The organism is Mucilaginibacter sp., assembly GCF_965201005.1.
Lineage (GTDB): Bacteria > Bacteroidota > Bacteroidia > Sphingobacteriales > Sphingobacteriaceae > Mucilaginibacter_A.
Genome location: NZ_OZ241747.1, coordinates 2,102,176 through 2,118,121, shown reverse-complemented (window position 1 = coordinate 2,118,121; position 15,946 = coordinate 2,102,176). Strand labels below are relative to the sequence as shown.

The following is a 15,946-nucleotide window of genomic DNA, read 5'->3' as shown; positions in this document are numbered from 1 at the left end:
TATGGAGATTTACGCTTATATTTGAAAGTATGGAAAACTTTAAACCAGTAATGGATGCTGCTGAATTGGAACGTTTAAAAGCCAATTTGAAATTAAGTTATAAAGAACGTTTTGAAATGTGCACGCGTTTATATAAAATCCAGCAAACAATGAACCGGGCTACTATCGTTCATAAACCTTTTATCGCGAAATAACAGTTGTGGATATTTTTGATGAAGAAATATTAAATTTTTGGAAAGCGTTACAAGAACATGATGTAAAATACATTATGGTTGGTGGTTTTGCCGTTAACTTGCACGGATATCAACGTTTTACTGGAGACATAGATATTTGGATAAAAGATACGCTTGAAAATAGAAAGCAATTACGCAAAGCTTTTGTAACTTGTGAAATGAGTGATTTCCCAATGATAGAACACATGCAATTTGTGCCAGGATGGACACAATTTCATCTAAATAACAATCTAATCTTGGATATTTTAATTGATATGAAAGGTTTAGAAGGTTATAGTTTTGACGAATGTTTGGGAATGGCCTCTGTTGCTGATATTGATGAAGTAAAAGTTCCGTTCCTGCATCTTAACCAGTTGATTGCAAACAAAAAAATAGTTAACCGACCGAAAGATCAAGTCGATGTGGTTGCACTTGAGCAGATTAAAAAATTAAGGGAAGATTTTTAAAAAGTAAAATTTAATGCTTCTTCTATCCGCTAAAACTTGGTTTAATATTTTGTTAAAATTAGACAGAGCCGTCCGGCAGTGTTAAGTGAATCATCTACAACTATGATTGAGATTTTTATGTGGTAAAAACAGTATGCATCACCTACAAAGTGATTTTGGGCAAAAGTAGGATAATTTGATTACTTTTAAAGATTTTATACCTGATTTCAGAATATGAAAGAATCGATACTGGAAGATTATAAAAAGAATACAAAAACTTATCATGCTTTTCGAGAGAGAATCATCAATCTGTTAAATGATTTACTTTCTACAGAAAGGTTAGTGGTTCATCAGTTAGTTGGAAGAACTAAATCTTTGGAAAGTCTATCCAAAAAAATAGATGATAAAAATGGTAAATACAAATCAATTGATGATATCACCGATATTATTGGAATTAGAATTATAACTTATTTAGAAAGCGATATTGATCCGATTGCTGAATTAATTGGAAAAGAATTTATAAAAGATGTAGAAAATTCTATAGATAAAAGAAAATTACAAGCTGATCGATTCGGCTATAAATCTTTACATGTTGTTGTTTCTTTAAATGGTAGTAGAATAAATCTTAAAGAATATAAACGTTATAAAGATTTAAAGTGTGAAATACAAATTAGATCAATATTACAACATGCTTGGGCAGAAATTGAACACGATTTAGGTTATAAAGGAGAAATATCAATACCCGAGCAGTATAAAAGATCGTTCAATAGGGTTTCAGCTTTGCTGGAAACAGCTGACATTGAATTTGATAGATTAAAAACAGAATTGGCTAATTATGAAATTAATGTTCCAACTTTAATTAAAACAGAACCGAAATTTGTGGATATTAATCAAGCATCTATAACTTCCTTTTTAAAGACGAATCCTATTTTACAATCAGCTAAAAGTATTATTGAACAAAAAATACAACATCCATTATTGCCTCAAGAAGCGTTATCAGATACATTCATAAAAAGTATTAAATATTGTAAGTTTGATACAATCGGACAATTGGAAGATAGATTAACAGCTGAAAAAGAATCTTTTCTAAAGTTTCTAAAATTCTATGTAAATGATCGCCTTAATTCCGAATTACAACTTTTATGGAATACTCCAATTATTTATTTTTTAAATTTTTTGGTATCGAGAACACAAAATGAGGATGCAATAAAAAATTATTTTATTGAGGCAAAATTTGACTTTGGTTATTTAGATTCTTTTTTAAACCTATATAAAAAATATGAGACGTCTGAATATTATTGATTCCACCTTAAACATTTCCCCAGCCGCCAGCCAAAACATCGGCCAGGTGTACTGTTTTTAGCGGTAAATTATTCTTGTCACCTACAAAATAATTTTGGGCAAAAACAGAATAAATCCCTGGTTTTTTTACAACTCTCGATAGTAGTTCTTCTATCAACATTGGCAGAAAATGCTTCGTTGACTTTTAAAAAAATCATTATGTACAAACAATCATTTGAACATATTGCTAATGATTATTTGCCACTAATTATTTTTCGGTGTTCTATTCCCCAATCAGAAAGGTTGTCTATGATAGTCTGTAGTGTCCTGCCGTATTCCGTTAGGTTATATTTAACAATTACGGGTTGGGTGTCTAAAACAGTTCGTTTAACCAGTTGGTTCGTTTCCAGCTCCTTTAATTCTTTGCTCAGCATTTTGTTTGATATTCCGCTTACATCAATTAATATATCAGAAAACCTTCTTTCTTTGTAATAGCAAATAGAGGAAATGATCGAAATTTTCCATTTACCGCTTAGTATGTCCATCGCATCGTGAACAGCCATAATTTCTCTTTTGTGTTCTTTTTTACATTCCTGGTCAGCCATAAGTTACTTGGTTACGCAAAGGTTACTGTTACTTTTCGTTACAAAGTTACTAAAGTAAATTTTCTTTTTTAATTTTGCATTGTAACAATAAAATAATTAAACAAATGGATTTTACAAATAAAAATGTAGTCATTACCGGCGGAAGCACAGGAATTGGATTAGCAACTGCAAAAGCATTTATCAGCGCAGGAGCAAACGTTTGGATTACAAGTAGAAGTGCCGGCAATTTACAAAAAGCAGCCGCAGAAATCAGCAGCCCGAAATTGAAAACATTGGTTTCAGACACAGCAAATCTGGCCGGCATTGCAGTTTTGGAAAAAGCAGTTGCAGAAAGCGGAAACACATTAGACGTTCTTTTTCTGAATGCAGGGATAGCTATGTTTGCCCCGATTGAGCAAGTATCAGAAGCAGATTTTGATGCGCAGTTTAATACCAATGTAAAAGGGCATTTCTTCACGTTGCAAAAGCTAATTCCCCATTTAGCAAACGGAGCGGCGGTAGTGTTTACTTCCTCCGGGAACGCAACAGCTGCAAGTTTGGGATCAAGCGTGTACTCATCAACAAAAGGAGCATTAAATAAAATTGCCCAAATTGCGGCAAACGAATTGGCGGAAAGAAAAATCCGTGTAAATATAATCAGTCCTGGACCGATTGCAACAGCAGCATTAGAGAAAGCCTTGCCTGCGGAAGCCAAAGTGCATGTAGCTGCCGCTACAGCCCTGCAAAGACTGGGCGAGCCTAATGAAATTGCTAAAACAGTGCTGTTCCTGGCTTCCGACGATGCAAGTTTTATTACAGGGACAGAAATAAAAATTGATGGTGGCTACCTCAATTATGCAATGAAGTAAATCAGCAACAACAATTATCAACAGCACATAAAGCGGCAAAAGGCCGCTTTATGTGCTTGTAATAGATAAGATAGTTATGATACTTCTTTTATCGCCTAAAAATCCACCTTAAATATTCCCCCAACCACCAGCCAGAACATCGGCCAGGTGTACTGTTTTTATCGGTAAATTGTTCCTATCAATATAATCTTATAAATGAAGGAAGCATCAGTAGAAATAATATCATTAGCTTCAAAAAAGCTACACTTAAATATTTCAATATTCAATTTTGTTATTTAATTTTTATCTAATAGCTTTACGTTACTCATTACGTATCTAATATTATTAATGGAATTTTTTAATAAAGCAGGTAAAACCGCAATAGGTAGCAGACTACGAATGTTAACCGAAAAGATTACCAAAGATGCAGTTCAAATTTATAAGCTCTATCAAATTGAAATGCAGCCAAAATGGTTTCCGGTGTTTTTTGTACTCTCTCAAGGTGAGGAAAAAACAATTACGGCCATTGCAAAAGAAATTGGCCACTCCCATCCTTCTGTAAGTAAAATTATTACCGAAATGTTGAAAAACGGTTTGATTACGGAGAAGAAAGATGCTGCAGACGGTAGAAAAAACATCGTTAGCCTTTCCGAAAAAGGAATGGAAATTACTTTCAAAATTCAAGACCAATACAAAGATGTAAACAATGCTATTGAACAAATTTCTGCCCTGGCTACGCACAACCTTTGGAAAGCTATTGAAGAATGGGAATTTTTGTTAGAACAAAAAACATTGTTGCAACGGGTAAAAGACCAACAAAAACATCGCGAAAGCGATAAGGTACAGATTGTTGATTACAAGCCGAAATATGCAGAAGCATTTAAGTTGCTTAATGAAGAGTGGATTTCAAAATATTTTAAAATGGAAGAAGCCGATTACAAAGCATTGGACGACCCGGAGGGATATATTTTGAATAACGGGGGACAAATTATAGTTGCTTTATACGATCATCAACCAGTTGGTGTGTGCGCGTTGTTGAAAATGGACAGTCCTACATACGATTATGAATTAGCTAAGATGGCAGTTTCACCGAAAGCGCAGGGAAAAAACATTGGCTTTTTACTGGGACAAGCTGCTTTAAAAAAAGCCGGTGCAATGGGCGCAAAAAAAGTATATTTAGAAAGCAACACCATCTTAAAACCTGCCATTAACCTGTATCATAAACTTGGTTTTCAAAAGGTAGCTGGCCATGCTTCACCTTACGAACGTTGCAATATCCAAATGTCGGTTGATTTGAAGTAAAATATGAACTTTTTATTCATTTAAAATATGCACGAAAATAAAATTGCTTTAGTTATTTTGGCCGATTTGGCTACTTGGCAAAAATTAAATGTAACAGCTTTTTTGGCCAGTTCTATGGCTATTGCCTTTCCGGATATACATGGTGCCGCATTAGTATCTGCATCGGGAACAGCATATCTTCCATTTATGAAACAGCCCGTTTTGGTTTATGCTGCAGAAACTCAGGAACAATTACAAAGGGCTTTTAACAGGGCCAAAGAAAGGGAACTACAAATTGGCATTTACACCAAAGAGTTATTTGTAACCAAAAACGAAGAACAAAATTTGATTGAAATTGCAAAACAGAATGATGATAATTTAAACTTGGCTGGTATTTTAATTTATGGCGAAAGCAAAAAAGTAGATAAAGCTGTAGAAAAGTTAAAACTTCATCCCTAACCAAAAGGATAGAAATTGACCGATCAACAAGCCATATAAAAAAAGTATTCTGTATCGGGCAATGCTTCTTTTACCACCTAAAAATCCACCTCAAATATTCCCCCAACCGCCAGCCAGAACATCGGCCAGGTGTACTGTTTTTATGGGTAAATTTTGTTTATCGATATAACTTTGCAAATGCAGCAAACAGGAAGCATCGGTAGAAATAATATAATCGGCATCCAAAGCCATCGCCTGATCTACTTTTTGCTGGGCCATAGCGGTAGAAATCGCATCAAACTTGACGGCAAACGTACCGCCGAAACCGCAGCAGGTGCTGCTGTCGGGCAGTTCCATCAGTTCCAATCCATGTACTTTTTCTAATAATTTTCGGGGTTCTGCTTTGATCTTGCATTCGCGTAAAGCAGCACAGCTATCGTGGTAAACGGCTTTTCCTTCCAGTTCGGCACCAAAATAATCCTGCTCCATTACGTTCACCAAAAAATCCGAAAGTTCGTGGATATGGCTTTGGATCGAACGGCATTTGTTGTGCACGGCCGTGTTGGTAAACAGATCGTTGTAATAATTTTTGACCATGCCGGTGCAGGAAGCCGATGGCGAAACGATAAAATGCTGATCGCTAAAATCTTCCAGAAACTTGCTGCCCACGGCTTTGGCATCGTCCCAAAAACCGGCGTTAAAAGCAGGCTGGCCGCAGCAGGTTTGTGCAGGATTATAAATCACTTGGCAACCCACTTTTTCCAGCAATTTTATGGTGCTAAAAGCAGTATCCGGAAAAAGCTGATCGATAAAACAAGGGACAAATAGTTCAACTTTCATTTAACGTTCCGGATTTTCAAGGGCGTAAAATTCAGGATTTTGGCCGATATTTTTTTCGCCCAAGCGTAAAGAAAACAATAATATCAGCCCGACTATAAATAATATCGTTAAAAACAGTATCGAATTGCGCATGTTGCCGGTCAGTTCTTCAATAAAACCAAAACCGAATAAACCGGCAACGATGGCCACTTTTTCGGTTACATCATAAAAAGCGAAAAAGGAAGCCGTATCCGGAATGTTTTCGGGCAAAAACTTGGAATAGGTGGATCGGGAAAGCGACTGGATGCCGCCCATCACCAAACCAACAATCACCGCTAAAGCATAAAACTGAGTAGCCGTGGTGATGAAATAGGCAAAAATGCAAACCACAATCCAAAGCAAAACCACGGCCATCAGCACCGGGACGTTGCCATATTTTTCGGACAGTTTAGACATCAATGTAGCACCGCCAATGGCAACTAATTGAATAATTAAAATGATCGAAATTAAAGAAGCAGTGCCCAGATGCAGTTCCTTTTCCCCAAAATTGGCCGCCACCAGCATAATGGTTTGCACACCGATGGAATAGAAAAAAAATGCCGGTAAAAAACGTTTCAGTAACGGCATACGCTTTACTTTTTGCCAAACGTTTTTCAATTCCTGGAAACCGTTGTGCACTTTCTGCTGGTTCAGTTTATCAAAGTTCGGGCTTCCTTTTGGCAACACTTTAAACGGTATTTGGGAAAAACCAATCCACCATAAACCAACCAGCAAAAAGCTTAACCTGGCCGGAAATGTGCCATCGGTAATGCCAAAGGTTTTGGGCGATAACACAAACACAAAACAAATGATCTGCAAAAGCACGCTGCCGATGTAGCCGTAAGTAAAACCTTTGGCACTTACGCTGTCCTGCTGATCGATTGAAGCGATTTCGGGCAAATAAGAATTGTAAAAAACCTGGCCGCCGCAGTAACCGATTGCCGCAATGGCGAAGCAGATAACACCGAGTTCGAGCGTATCCAACTTAAAAAAATACAAACAGCAGCAGGCCAGCGCGCCAAGCCAGGTAAAAAACTGCATGTATATTTTTTTGTTGCCTTTATAATCGGCAACGGATGTTAAAATGGGCGTTAAAACAGCAATCACCAGGTAAGCAACCGCCAGCGCGTAGTTGGAAAGTGCCGTGTTGACAAAAGATTTTCCGAAGAAAAAAACTTTATCGCCCTGTTCTTTCGTTGTGGTAATAGCAGTATAATAGGCCGGGAAAATGGTTGAGGTGATGACTAAATTGTAAGCAGAATTTGCCCAGTCAAACATGGCCCATGCCCGGATGGTCTTTTTGTTATTTTTGATCTCCATACTGCTGCAAAATAGGTATAATTTAACACAACAAAAATTGAGTATCAAACAGGAAATAAAATGTCCGCACTGCCATGAGTGGACGTTGTGGCTCGGCCGGATGGACGACCGCTGTTTGTACTGCAACGGCTTTTTGCAGGTGGAAGATTTTACCAAATCCGTAGAGACCAAAATTAAAAAAGAAGTACAAAAGGAAGAGGATTTTTTGTTTATCCGCGAAAACGATAGCCCGTTTGTGGTAAAACTGAAAACTTTTTTACTGCCTGCCCGTCAGTTTTTTTACTATTTCCAAATTGGTTTTGTGGTTTTTATCAGCACCTTGTTGTGGTTAATCGGGATGCTGTCTGCCTGATATGAAAACGCTGCTTAATCCCTGGTTTGTTGTTTTTTGCGCGGCCTGGGCGGTTTTGTATCTGGCCAGGATCACGCATCATCCTATTTTGTATTTAAACGGACACCTGGCAGATTTTCTGGCTGTGCCCGTCATTGCAAATTTAGGTTTGTGGTTTCAGCGGATTTTTATCTATAAAAGAAGCACGTATGTTTTAAAGCGAGGCCACGTAATTTTCATCGTGCTTTATTTATCGGTGGTTTTTGAGTGGCTGCTGCCCAAATACCATCCCGAAATTTTTACCGGGGATTGGACGGATGCTTTGCTTTACGTTATCGGCGGCTGCTTTTATTTTTGGGTGATGAACAGGCCGGTTGAATAAATTGCCCGCAAACAAATCAGCTTCGGATAAGGTATATCGAAAATACAATCAGCATAAAATATTTTTCGTTTTGACAGATCAGCTTTACCAGAACATCAAAGAAAATGCAGCCGGAATTGATACAGAAGGCGCGTTCCCGGAGCAGGAATTTAAGTGGATGGCCGCGGCAGGCTTATTAGGGAATACAATCGCCGACACTGAAAAATACCCGATAAAAACAGCATCGGTTCTGAAACTACTCAAAAGGGTTGGCAATGCCAATTTATCTGTTGGAAGGATTTATGAAGGCCATATTAACGCATTGAAATTGATTGATTTATACGGAAATGAAAGCCAAAAAATACATTGGTTTAAAGAAGTAAAATCAGAAAAAAAACTGTTTAGCGTTTGGAATACACAGGCCGATAATGGTATAAAAATCCATGATCTGGGCGATGGTTTTTACCGGTTGGAAGGCTGCAAAACTTTTTGTTCCGGCGCTGGTTGGATTGACCGTCCGCTGATTACCGGCGAACTAATTTCTGCGGATAAAAAAGGCTGGCAAATGTGCATCGTCCCGACAGAAAAAGTTAAACCGATCGCTGTTGATTCCAGTTTTTGGAAACCGTTCGGGATGCGTGCTTCGGCGAGTTTTAAAATGGATTTTACCGGAGTGGAAATACAGGAAAAAGATCTATTGGGCCAGCCAGACCAGTATTACCAACAACCGTATTTTAGTGGTGGAGCCATTCGTTTTGCGGCAGTGCAATTGGGCGGTGCCGAAGCTGTTTTAAGCGAAACACAAGGGTTTCTGCGGATGCTTGGCCGAACGGACGACCCTTTTCAGCAGGCCAGGATTGCTGAAATGACTTATCTGGTTGAGAGTGGGAATTCCTGGCTGAACCAGGCAGGAAACAATACCGATAACTGGATAAAAGAATCAAATTCCGCAGAAAAAATCATGGTTTATACTGGTATGGCCCGCACGGCAATAGCCGAAATTTGTACACGCGTGATGCATTTGTCTGAGCAATGCGTTGGCGCGCGCGGCTTAATGCGGCCAAACCCGCTGGAACGCATCCATCGGGATTTAACTTTTTATTTACGGCAGCCCGCACCGGATGCAACCTTAACCGGCATTGGTGCTTATGTTTTAAACCAGGAAAAAACCGATGATCTCTGGAACTGAACGCCAAAACTGGCAGCTACAAGCGCAGGAAATCAGCCTGGTGAATTTATCAGATTTCGGAACAACCTTTGTGATTGCGCCTCATCCGGATGATGAATCTTTGGGCTGCGGCGGCACAATTGCATTGCTGCGGAAAGCCGGTTTGCCGGTTTATGTGCTTTTTGTGAGCGATGGTACGTTGTCTCACCCTAATTCTAAAAAATACCCGGCAGAAAAATTGCGGGAACTACGTGAATCAGAAGCAGTTAAAGCTTTAAATATTTTGGGGGTTGATGCTGCCAATGCTTCTTTTATGCGGATAAAAGACCGCTCCGTGCCAAATCCGGGGCAGGCTGGTTTTGAAGCTTGTGTTTTGCAAATGCTGCAGATTTTTAATAAGTTAAGGCCGGACACGATTTTGGTAACCTGGGAAAAAGACCCGCATCCGGATCATCGCGCATCATGGCAGATTTTAAACCAGGCGGTGGCTTTACTTCATCAAAAACCCCGCATCCTGCAATATTTAATCTGGATTTGGGAATTAGGAAAACAATCCGATCTGGTTGTAAATCAGCACACTGAAATTTATAGGGTAAAAACAGCATATGTTTCTCAGCAAAAAAAACAAGCAATTGCCGCGCATGTTTCCCAAGTTAGCCGATTGATCGATGATGACCCGGAAGGGTTTATTTTATCGCCCGAAATCCTGGCTCATTTTGATTATACCGACGAGCTTTTTATCGAACAAAAATAATTTGATCATGCCAGAAAAAAATTCGCTTTCTTCTGATTATTTTGATAGCGTTTATCAGCAGAATGAAGATCCCTGGGATTTTGAAAACAGTCCGTACGAACAGCAAAAGTACGAAGCAACTTTGAGCGCATTGCCAAATCCGGTTTATAAAAATGTGTTTGAGATTGGCTGCTCAATTGGGGTTTTAAGTGAAAAACTGGCATCGCGCAGCAAAAAATTATTAGCTGTGGATGTGGCAGATCTGGCACTGGCCAAAGCCAAAGTCCGTTTAAAAAATTTCCCGCAGGTACAGGTTGAAAAAATGACCGTGCCGCAAGAATTTCCTGAGGAAAATTTTGACCTGATCTTGCTTTCGGAAGTTGGTTATTACCTCAGCAAAAATGACCTTGAAAAACTGGCCGTTTTAATGATAGAACACCTGGACAACGGCGGACAATTATTGTTGGTGCACTGGACGCCTTTTGTGCCGGATTACCCGCAAACCGGCGATGAAGTGCATAATTATTTCATGGATTTATGCCTGCAAAAACAGCATCTGCAACATTTATATCATCAGCAGGAAGAAAAGTTTAGGCTGGATTTGTTTGAGAGATGTTGAGGATCGGGTTGTTTACAAACGCCCTCAGGTCTTTTATGGCAACCGAAATGTGCACCAGTTCCCAGCTTTTCCCCCATTTACCTTTACTGATTTTTTTGCGGACGTTTTCCCAAAGTTCGCCAAAATAAACATTGGTTGTGATTTCCAGGTGCAGGCATTTTGGGTCTAAGAAAAAATCTTCAGCAATCTGCTGCAGCAGTTCTTCCTCATAAAAGCCATTGGCCAAATAGGAACGCCAGCATTGACGAAGCAGGTTTTTGTTTTTAAACTTGATCAGCCAGGCTTTTGCCTGCTCCGCCTCCTGATTAAAACCATGCTCATCATAGCACGACCATTTTTTTAACTGTTCGGAAAAACCAATGGCCACCCTGCCAGACAAACGCGTGGAAGTATAAGCTTTTACCGCAGGCGTTTTACGGATGCGCGCATCCATCCGCTGCAAAGCCTGGTAAAAAGCATTGTCTTCCAAAAAAGGCACCTGCGGCAAACGGCCAACCTGATGATAAGTGCTGCAGGTTACGGCCATGCTCGCCCCAAAATACTGATAATGCCGCGGCCAGGGATCATGCGCTTCCGGGTCAAGCAAGGCTTCGGCCTGGGCCAGCAAACTTCGGTAGGCCACATCGCGCAGGTGATACAAACGTGATATACAGTGCTCTTTACGGGTTAAAATACGGCCGCCAACCGCATCGCAGCCTTTGGCAATTTCCTGTATGATATGAAAAACCCAGCAGCTATCTACCTGTGTATCACCATCTGTAGAAGCAATTATACCTTCGTGATCCGGTTTTTGGCACAACCTGCGGTAAGCTTCGTCCATCAAAAGCCTCCGCACAAAACCAATATTTGCTTTTTGCGGCGGAAGCTGGACCCGGGCTACATGCAAAGAAAAATCAGGATATTTTTGCTGGTAATTTTGTGCAGTTTCAAAAGTATCGTCTGTGCAATTGTTTGCCAAAACCAAAACTTCATAAAGCTGAGGGTTCAGCGCAAAACCGTTTTCATCCTTTTGAAGCCGCAGTGCATTCAGGGTTTTGCAGATGTTATCTGCCTCATCACGGGCCGGTACAATTACAGAAATTTTTAAACCTTCAGCAGGGTTTTTGATATGGCTGAACAAACAGTTATAATCGGTAGAAATATTTTTAACCTGAATACAGTCAGCGTACATTTGTAAATAACTCAATTTTTTGGTAGATGAAAAATCATTTTTAGGTTGCTAAAAACAGTACAGGGCAATAACCAAAATCTGTTATAATTGTTGAAATTTTACAATAAATTATTCTAATATCGCACAGCAAACCTTTACGGTAGCTGTCCGTCTCCATATTATGCCAATCACTCTTGCAAACCAGCTGAGCATCCTTAAAGGTACTGTTCGCCCCGATTTTATCTGTGAAGAAACCCTGGCCGATCTTTTTCGGCAATCGGCAAAAAAATACCCTGTAAAAACAGCATTGGTTTTTGGCGATGACAGCCTCAGTTACCAGCAGTTAGACCGCTGGACGGATGCCATTGCCGCCGATCTGGCCGCTAACGGAATCAAAAAAGGCGATCATGTGGGCATCTGGCACAAGCGCGGACTGGAGCTTCATGCAGCTATTTTGGGCGTTATAAAAGCTGGTGCAGCCTATATTCCGGTAGATCGGGAAATCCCGGCAGAACGCGTGGAAACGATTTTTACCGAAGTGGAAGCATCGGCTTATATTTCTGAGGATTTACTGAACCTTAGTTTCCCCATGCTTTCTGTTCGGCCACAACCTTCCTCAACAGAAAAAATTACAGTTCCCGAAGGCCCGGGCCCGGATAATTTAGCTTACGTTTTATACACTTCCGGCAGCACGGGCAAACCAAAAGGTATCCCAATCGGCCACCGGCAGATTTGCCATCTGGTCCGGTCTGAGCAAAGCGTGCTCAACATCAAAGAAACGGACCGCGTTTACCAGGGCTTTTCGGTTTCTTTTGATATGTGGTGCGAGGAAACCTGGGTAAGTTATTTTGCCGGGGCCACGCTTTGGGTGGCCGATAATACAACTTCTAAAGCCATTGATGAACTGAGCGATGTGCTTAACCGCGAACAAATAACTGTGCTGCACGCCGTACCAAGTTTGCTGGCCGTAATGGATGATGAAATCCCAACTTTACGTTTGGTAAATGCCGGTGGCGAAGCATGCACAGTGCAGGTTTTAAACAGATGGTCAACCCAAAACCGCATTTTTTACAACAGTTATGGCCCAACCGAAACCACGGTAAGTGCTACTTTTGCCGCCTTAAAACCAGGCGATGCCATTACCATCGGCGATCCGCTGCCCAATTACAACCTGGCCGTTGTTGATGAAAAACTAAACCCGTTGCCATTTGGCGAGCGCGGCGAACTGGTGATATCCGGGCCGGGCGTGGCACAGGGCTATATGAAGCTGCCGCAGCTTACCCAGGAAAAATTTGTGCTAAAAACAGCATCGCTGACAGATTTGCCCGGCGACCGCATTTACCGCACCGGTGATGCAGCTTTGATTAAAAGTGATGGCAGTATTGAGTTTTTGGGGCGATTTGACGATCAGATAAAACTGCGGGGTTACCGGATTGAACTGGGCGAAATCGAAACTAAGCTGGCCGGGTTGCAAAATATTTCTGCGGCAGCAGTGGCCGTAAAAAAAGATGCAGCTGAACAGGAACAACTGGTTGGTTATGTGGTAACCGATGGAGGCATTGAACTGGAAGAAAACCTGCTCCGGCTGGAACTATCCAAAGTTTTACCTTCCTACATGGTACCGGCAACCATCGTCCAGCTTCCCGAAATGCCGCGTATGCCCAGCGGAAAAGTAAACCGCAAAGCCCTGCCTACGCCAGGATCTTTACTGGAAAACACCAACACCGCCGCCGAAGAAACGCTGGACATGAACGCGCCACTGGCAATCCGATTGCTTAATCTGCTGCGGAAAACTTTCCCTAACAAAACCATTGATTTGTCGATGGATTTTTTTGATGACCTGGGCGGCCACTCGCTGCTGGCTGCCGGTTTGGTTTCGAGGCTGCGGCGCGAAGGAGGTGTGCCAAAAGCTTCATTACGCGATATTTACCTGCATCGCCCATTACAAAAACTGGCCGAAGTTTGGGAGCAGCAAACACCCGTTGATAAAAAGCCCGAACGCAAATTCCATAAAATAAAACCTTCCCGGTATTATGCCTGCTGGCTGGCGCAAACCCTTGCGCTCGGCTTTATTTATACTGTTTTTGCGGTACAAATTTTTGTGCCTTACCTCGGTTATTATTATGTTGAGCAGGCTACCGACCATTTGAGTTATGCTATTCTTACAGCACTTGTGATGTTCGCGTTTATCCCATTTCTGTTTTCCTTCGTTTCCATTGGCACCAAATGGCTTGTGCTCGGCAAAATCAAAGAAGGCGATTACCCTTTATGGGGCAGTTATTATTTCCGATGGTGGTTTGCCAAAACGGTACAACGCCTGCTCACTGTTCAGTTTTTAAATGGCACGCCTTTATATCCGGTTTACTTAAGATTGCTGGGGATGAAAGTTGCTGACGATGCCCAGCTGAGCACATTTATTGTCGGGGCCGAAGATTTAATCACAATTGGCAGCGATGTCAGCATCAGTTCCGGTGTAAACCTAAATAACGTGGTGGTAGAAGATGGTTTGATGAAAGTCCGTTCTATCACTATTGGCGATCATGCTTATATCGGCACGGGCTCTGTTGTTTCCGGCGGCGTAGTGATGGAACCTTGGACAGAACTACAGGATTTGAGCTATCTGCAGGAAAAAACAATCGTTAAAACCGGTGAAGTTTGGCGCGGCAGCCCGGCTGTTTTAAAAGAAACCAAACGTGTAGAAGATCTGCCGCAGCCACTATTTGTTTCGGGCCCAACCAGAAATAAATATAAATTGCTGTTCTCTTTGTCGCTGATTGTTTTTCCTTTCGTGATTTTGCTGCCGATTTTGCCCACCATTATTGCCATCAACAAGCTGGACAACGCCGCCGATGATTACGATTTTACTTACATGGTGCTGGTACCATCGCTGGCAGTAGTGTACATTGTGCTTTTCGCTTTGGAAACGGTTGTGCTTTCGCGCCTGCTGCAGCGTGGCATCAAGCCTGGCACCTATCCTGTTTACAGTTTGTTTTATTACCGGAAATGGTTTGCCGATCAGTTAATGTCCATCAGTTTGATTGTGCTGCATCCAATTTATGCCACGGTTTATGTTTCGGCTTTCTTTCGGATGCTGGGTGCCAAAATCGGGAAAAACACCGAAATTTCTACCGCCAGCAGTGTTACGCATCCTTTGCTAAAAATCGGCAGCGGTGCTTTTGTGGCCGATGCGGTTACTTTGGGCGAATCTGACGTGCGCGGACAGCAACTGATTTTGGATTATACCGAGATCGACAACAACAGTTTTGTAGGCAACAGTGCGCTCATCCCGCAAGGTTATCATTTGCCGGGCAACATGCTGATCGGTGTTTTGTCCATCCCGCCGGAACCAAACGAATTGGAAAAGAACCAGTCAAAAGATTGGTTTGGTTCGCCCGCTATTGCCTTGCCGCGCCGCCAGGAAAGCAATCCTTTTTCGGCAGAACTGACTTCCGATCCTTCAACTTTACGTTTTCTGGCCCGCTCAATAGTGGAATTTATCCGTATCATTTTGCCGGAAACTGCAATTATTATTTTCTCCATTCTGTTTATCGCCTACGCACATGATTTGGTAACGAAGTATCCCTGGTACAAAATCCTGCTGTATTTCCCGTTGTATTATCTGGGTTTTATGGGATTGCCTGCTTTTTTTACGACGGTAATTTTAAAGTACGCTTTGGTTTGGAAATTCAAAATCAAACAACGCCCGATGTGGACCTGGAGCGTTTGGCGGAGCGAAGCCATTACCACCACTTATGAAGCTTTATCGATCCCGTTTTTGCTGGATTACATGCGCGGTACGCCCTGGCTGCCCATTGCCATGCGTATTTTGGGTGTAAAAGTTTGCAAACGCGTTTGGATGAACACTACCGATATTACCGAGTTTGACATGGTTTCCCTGGGTGATGACGTTGCGTTGAACGAAGATTGCGGTCCGCAAACACACTTATTTGAAGACCGGGTGATGAAAGTTGGCACGGTAAAAATCGGTGCACGCAGTTCTGTTGGTGCCGGTACGATTATTTTATACGATACCGAAATTGGCACGGATTGCAAAGTAGAAGCTTTATCCTTAGTGATGAAAGGCGAAAGGCTGGCCCCCGGGACCGACTGGACCGGCAGCCCGGTGCAGCCAGCCTAAATTTATGCCGATAAAAGAAGCATGTGAATTTTCGTTTTTTAATTAAATTTTAGAAGGATTTATTGCTGTTGGATCCTGTTTAAATTTTTCCAATCTATTTTTCAATGCTTCTTTTATCCTATAAAAAACGGAAATATCCATGCTTCTTTTATCGGCCTAAAATTGAAAAGCAAGATTT

The 15,946-nt window shown here is 41.3% G+C and carries 17 protein-coding genes; 12 read left to right on the top strand and 5 right to left on the bottom strand.

Annotation, left to right across the window (positions count from 1 at the left end):
- The first annotated feature begins 29 nt into the window (after window positions 1-29).
- The 3 genes from ACOFKR_RS09820 (at window position 30) to ACOFKR_RS09810 (ending at window position 1,960) form a co-directional block, all read left to right on the top strand.
- Window positions 30-194: a hypothetical protein gene (locus ACOFKR_RS09820; protein WP_419800624.1), complete on the top strand. Its 165-nt coding sequence runs from the start codon at window positions 30-32 to the stop codon at window positions 192-194.
- A 5-nt stretch (window positions 195-199) separates the two neighbouring features.
- Window positions 200-679 (top strand): nucleotidyltransferase, encoded by a 480-nt coding sequence (locus ACOFKR_RS09815; RefSeq protein ID WP_419800623.1) that lies wholly within the window; start codon window positions 200-202, stop codon window positions 677-679.
- A gap of 213 nt (window positions 680-892) precedes the next feature.
- Entirely contained in the window at window positions 893-1,960 is a 1,068-nt protein-coding gene (locus ACOFKR_RS09810; protein ID WP_419800622.1) for a GTP pyrophosphokinase, read from the top strand.
- A gap of 7 nt (window positions 1,961-1,967) precedes the next feature.
- Here the strand turns inward: ACOFKR_RS09810 and ACOFKR_RS09805 are convergent, their stop codons facing one another.
- A complete protein-coding gene (locus ACOFKR_RS09805; protein ID WP_419800621.1) occupies window positions 1,968-2,120 on the bottom strand; it encodes a hypothetical protein in 153 nt (50 codons plus the stop codon).
- A 73-nt stretch (window positions 2,121-2,193) separates the two neighbouring features.
- On the bottom strand, window positions 2,194-2,544 hold the full coding sequence (locus ACOFKR_RS09800; RefSeq protein WP_419800620.1) for a winged helix-turn-helix transcriptional regulator: 351 nt from the start codon (window positions 2,542-2,544) through the stop codon (window positions 2,194-2,196).
- Between the two features lie 104 nt (window positions 2,545-2,648).
- Here ACOFKR_RS09800 and ACOFKR_RS09795 point away from each other — a divergent pair, with 104 nt between their 5' ends.
- The 3 genes from ACOFKR_RS09795 to ACOFKR_RS09785 all read left to right on the top strand — a co-directional run bounded on the left by ACOFKR_RS09795 (window position 2,649) and on the right by ACOFKR_RS09785 (window position 5,111).
- On the top strand, window positions 2,649-3,392 hold the full coding sequence (locus ACOFKR_RS09795; protein ID WP_419800619.1) for an SDR family oxidoreductase: 744 nt from the start codon (window positions 2,649-2,651) through the stop codon (window positions 3,390-3,392).
- Window positions 3,393-3,770: 378 nt separating this feature from the next.
- Entirely contained in the window at window positions 3,771-4,673 is a 903-nt protein-coding gene (locus tag ACOFKR_RS09790) for a bifunctional helix-turn-helix transcriptional regulator/GNAT family N-acetyltransferase (protein WP_419800618.1), read from the top strand.
- A gap of 27 nt (window positions 4,674-4,700) precedes the next feature.
- Window positions 4,701-5,111 (top strand): DUF2000 family protein, encoded by a 411-nt coding sequence (locus ACOFKR_RS09785; RefSeq protein ID WP_419800617.1) that lies wholly within the window; start codon window positions 4,701-4,703, stop codon window positions 5,109-5,111.
- 90 nt (window positions 5,112-5,201) lie between these two features.
- On the opposite strand, the gene ACOFKR_RS09780 is transcribed toward ACOFKR_RS09785, so the two are convergent.
- Window positions 5,202-5,930 (bottom strand): (Fe-S)-binding protein, encoded by a 729-nt coding sequence (locus tag ACOFKR_RS09780; RefSeq protein ID WP_419800616.1) that lies wholly within the window; start codon window positions 5,928-5,930, stop codon window positions 5,202-5,204.
- The gene (locus tag ACOFKR_RS09775) at window positions 5,931-7,268 is read right to left on the bottom strand and encodes an MFS transporter (protein ID WP_419800615.1); all 1,338 of its coding nucleotides are present in this window, start codon (window positions 7,266-7,268) and stop codon (window positions 5,931-5,933) included.
- Between ACOFKR_RS09775 and ACOFKR_RS09770 the strand changes: the two genes are divergently transcribed.
- The 5 genes from ACOFKR_RS09770 (at window position 7,225) to ACOFKR_RS09750 (ending at window position 10,480) form a co-directional block, all read left to right on the top strand.
- Window positions 7,225-7,620, top strand: a complete 396-nt coding sequence (locus ACOFKR_RS09770) for a DUF2614 family zinc ribbon-containing protein (protein WP_419800614.1) — start codon at window positions 7,225-7,227, stop codon at window positions 7,618-7,620. The two genes, ACOFKR_RS09775 and ACOFKR_RS09770, sit on opposite strands and share 44 nt — an antisense overlap.
- Before the next feature lies 1 nt (window position 7,621).
- A complete protein-coding gene (locus ACOFKR_RS09765; RefSeq protein ID WP_419800613.1) occupies window positions 7,622-7,981 on the top strand; it encodes a hypothetical protein in 360 nt (119 codons plus the stop codon).
- Window positions 7,982-8,051: 70 nt separating this feature from the next.
- Window positions 8,052-9,149 (top strand): acyl-CoA dehydrogenase family protein, encoded by a 1,098-nt coding sequence (locus ACOFKR_RS09760; RefSeq protein ID WP_419800612.1) that lies wholly within the window; start codon window positions 8,052-8,054, stop codon window positions 9,147-9,149.
- Window positions 9,133-9,882, top strand: coding sequence for a PIG-L deacetylase family protein (locus tag ACOFKR_RS09755; protein WP_419800611.1), 750 nt, complete (start codon window positions 9,133-9,135; stop codon window positions 9,880-9,882). Before ACOFKR_RS09760 ends, ACOFKR_RS09755 begins: the two co-directional genes overlap by 17 nt.
- A 7-nt stretch (window positions 9,883-9,889) precedes the next feature.
- Window positions 9,890-10,480 carry a class I SAM-dependent DNA methyltransferase gene (locus ACOFKR_RS09750; RefSeq protein ID WP_419800610.1) on the top strand — a complete coding sequence of 197 codons (591 nt, stop codon included), beginning with the start codon at window positions 9,890-9,892 and terminating at the stop codon, window positions 10,478-10,480.
- Here ACOFKR_RS09750 and ACOFKR_RS09745 read toward each other — a convergent pair.
- The gene (locus ACOFKR_RS09745) at window positions 10,452-11,666 is read right to left on the bottom strand and encodes a glycosyltransferase (RefSeq protein WP_419800609.1); all 1,215 of its coding nucleotides are present in this window, start codon (window positions 11,664-11,666) and stop codon (window positions 10,452-10,454) included. The two genes, ACOFKR_RS09750 and ACOFKR_RS09745, sit on opposite strands and share 29 nt — an antisense overlap.
- Before the next feature lie 145 nt (window positions 11,667-11,811).
- Here ACOFKR_RS09745 and ACOFKR_RS09740 point away from each other — a divergent pair, with 145 nt between their 5' ends.
- Window positions 11,812-15,768 (top strand): Pls/PosA family non-ribosomal peptide synthetase, encoded by a 3,957-nt coding sequence (locus ACOFKR_RS09740; RefSeq protein ID WP_419800608.1) that lies wholly within the window; start codon window positions 11,812-11,814, stop codon window positions 15,766-15,768.
- Window positions 15,769-15,946: the final 178 nt, after the last annotated feature.